General features: G+C 63.4%; 3 protein-coding genes. All 3 read right to left on the bottom strand.

Annotation, left to right across the window (positions count from 1 at the left end; translation table 11 throughout):
- Positions 1–640 (bottom strand): extracellular solute-binding protein (locus EN969_RS27710; RefSeq protein WP_127419568.1); only part of this gene is annotated, 640 nt, incomplete at its 3' end.
- A gap of 67 nt (positions 641–707) precedes the next feature.
- Positions 708–1,802 carry an ABC transporter ATP-binding protein gene (locus tag EN969_RS27705; protein ID WP_013532646.1) on the bottom strand — a complete coding sequence of 365 codons (1,095 nt, stop codon included), beginning with the start codon at positions 1,800–1,802 and terminating at the stop codon, positions 708–710.
- A 120-nt stretch (positions 1,803–1,922) separates the two neighbouring features.
- Positions 1,923–2,218, bottom strand: a 296-nt coding sequence (locus EN969_RS27700) for a LysR substrate-binding domain-containing protein (protein ID WP_245467530.1), incomplete at its 5' end; no start/stop codon positions are given.

The raw sequence follows: 2,218 nt of genomic DNA, 5'->3' as shown, positions 1-2,218 counted from the left end.
GGTCGAGCGGGTAGAGCGACGCCGGCGCGATGCCGTCGGCCAGAAGTGCTGCTTCCCAGCTCGATACGCCCCATTTGTAGAGCGAGCGCTTGCCGGGGAATTTCTTCACGTCGAAGAAATCGGCCATGCCGGTCGGCGCGTCCTTGCCGTACTTCTCGGAATCATAGGCGATGACATAGGAGAAGAAATAGGTCGAGGCGGCGTATTCCCAACCAAAGCCGGGCCGCATCTTCTTCTTGTCGACGATGTTGTAATCGATCGGCTCGAGAGCCCCTTGGGCGCCGAGCGTGATGGCCGAGAAGGGGTCTACGTCGACGAGATCCCAGGTCGGCGCGCCGCTCTTGAACTGCGCGGCGATGGCGCCTTCGGTCGGACCCGAACCGTCCATCTTGACGGCGATGCCGGTGTCCTTGGTGAAGGCCTGGCCATAGGCGGCATCATAGGCGGTGATGGCATCGCCACCCCAGTTGACCAGCACCAGTTCCTTGGCCTGCGCAAAGGCACCTGTCGAGCGCAGCAGCATCGGCGTGCCGGCCAGCACGAGTGCCGCCAGCTGTGTGAACTGCCGGCGCGAGATCTCGCCGCGACCTGCCCTGGCGGACAGGCTCTCGACGGCTTGTTTTTTGTTGTCATGTGTCATGTCAGTTCCCCTTTTTTGTTGTTGATAGTGCCGGAAAGCGGTGGAGCGACATCTCGCCACACCGTCGTCATTGCCCTCCATGCGGAAGGAGGAAACCCTTTTCCGCCGGCCAGGTGAGCCAGACGGAATTGCCCTTGCTGAGCGCTGCGGCCGCCACCTCGTTCGGCACCGAGACGGTAACCTTGGCGCCTTGCCGTGTCGTCAGGTCGAGCCGCGTCGCAGCACCGAGATAGGTGGAGTTGGTGGCGGTAGCGGCGATGCCATTCTCGCCATCCGCCGCCTCGCCCGATATCGACATGTATTCGGGCCGGATCGCCAGGATGGCATCGCCGCGCACGAGTTCGGCCTTGCAGCCCATGCTGACCGCGCGGTCTTCGCAAAGGCCGGTCGAGCCATTGCCGGCAGGCTTGACGCCCTTCAGCGGCAGCATGTTGATTTCGCCGAGGAACTCGGCGACGAAGCGGTTGTCCGGCCGGTCGTAGACTTCGTCGGGCGCTCCGACCTGCAGCAGTTTGCCGTGGTTGAAGATGGCAACGCGCGACGACAGCGCCAGCGCCTCGCTCTGGTCGTGGGTGACGAAGACGAAAGTGGTTCCGGTTTCCTGGTGCAGCCGCTTCATCTCGGCCTGCATCTGGCCGCGCAGGCTCTTGTCGAGCGCCGAGAACGGCTCATCGAGCAACAGCACGCCAGGTTCGAACACCAGCGCACGGGCCAGCGCCACGCGCTGCTGCTGGCCGCCCGACAGTTGCGCCGGCAGTTTCTTCTCGTGGCCCTTGAGACCGACGCGCTCGATCATCTCGCCGACACGGCGCTTGATGTCGGCGGCCGGTTTCTTGCGCACCTTGAGTGGGAAGGCGATGTTGGCTTCGACGCTCATATGCGGGAACAGCGCGTAGCCCTGGAACACCATGCCGGCGGCACGTTGCTCTGCCGGTCGGTCGGTGATGTCGACGCCGTCGCTGAACAGCTTGCCCTCGGTCGGCTGCACGAAGCCCGCAAGGATCATCAGGAAGGTGGTCTTGCCCGAACCCGACGGCCCCAGCAGGGTCAGGAACTCGCCACGGCCGATATCGAGCGACAGATTGTCCAGCGCACGGAACGAGCCGAAGCTCTTGCCGATCCCGATTGCCTTGATCTCTGCGGCACGGCCGGGTTGCTGCATACTGCCCTTTCCCTAACGCTTGTCGAAATCGTAGGCAGGGTGCCGGCTCACCGCAACCGAATAGTTTTCGCGTGATCGGCAAATTCCATTCATCTATGGCGAGATGGCGCCGCCTTGCCCTCAATACGGCAGAATGCGGTTCTCCTGGAGTTTCGACCGCAGCCATCCCGCGAACGCTTCCAGCACCGGATGCGAAGCCTTGGCGTGTTCGGAGACCAGGAAATAAGAGCGTGGCGACTTGATCGCGATGTCGAACGGCCTGACCAGCCGGCCCTCGCTCAGCGCCCGCCGGCTGGTCAGTTCGTCGCCCATGGCGATGCCCTGGCCGGCAATCGCCGCCGAAAAGACCAGGTTCATGTCGGAAAAGAAGATGCCACCCTCGATGTCGGGGTTTTCCACCTTGGACAGCGCCAGCC

It is taken from the genome of Mesorhizobium sp. M7A.F.Ca.CA.003.01.2.1, assembly GCF_003998945.1.
Classification (GTDB): Bacteria; Pseudomonadota; Alphaproteobacteria; order Rhizobiales; family Rhizobiaceae; genus Mesorhizobium; species Mesorhizobium ciceri.
This window is presented reverse-complemented; position numbering and strand designations above follow the sequence as displayed.

Coding starts and splice junctions, on each gene's coding strand:
- EN969_RS27705 (WP_013532646.1), bottom strand. CDS start 1,802: ATGCAGCAACCCGGCCGTGCCGCAGAGATCAAGGCAATCGGGATCGGC.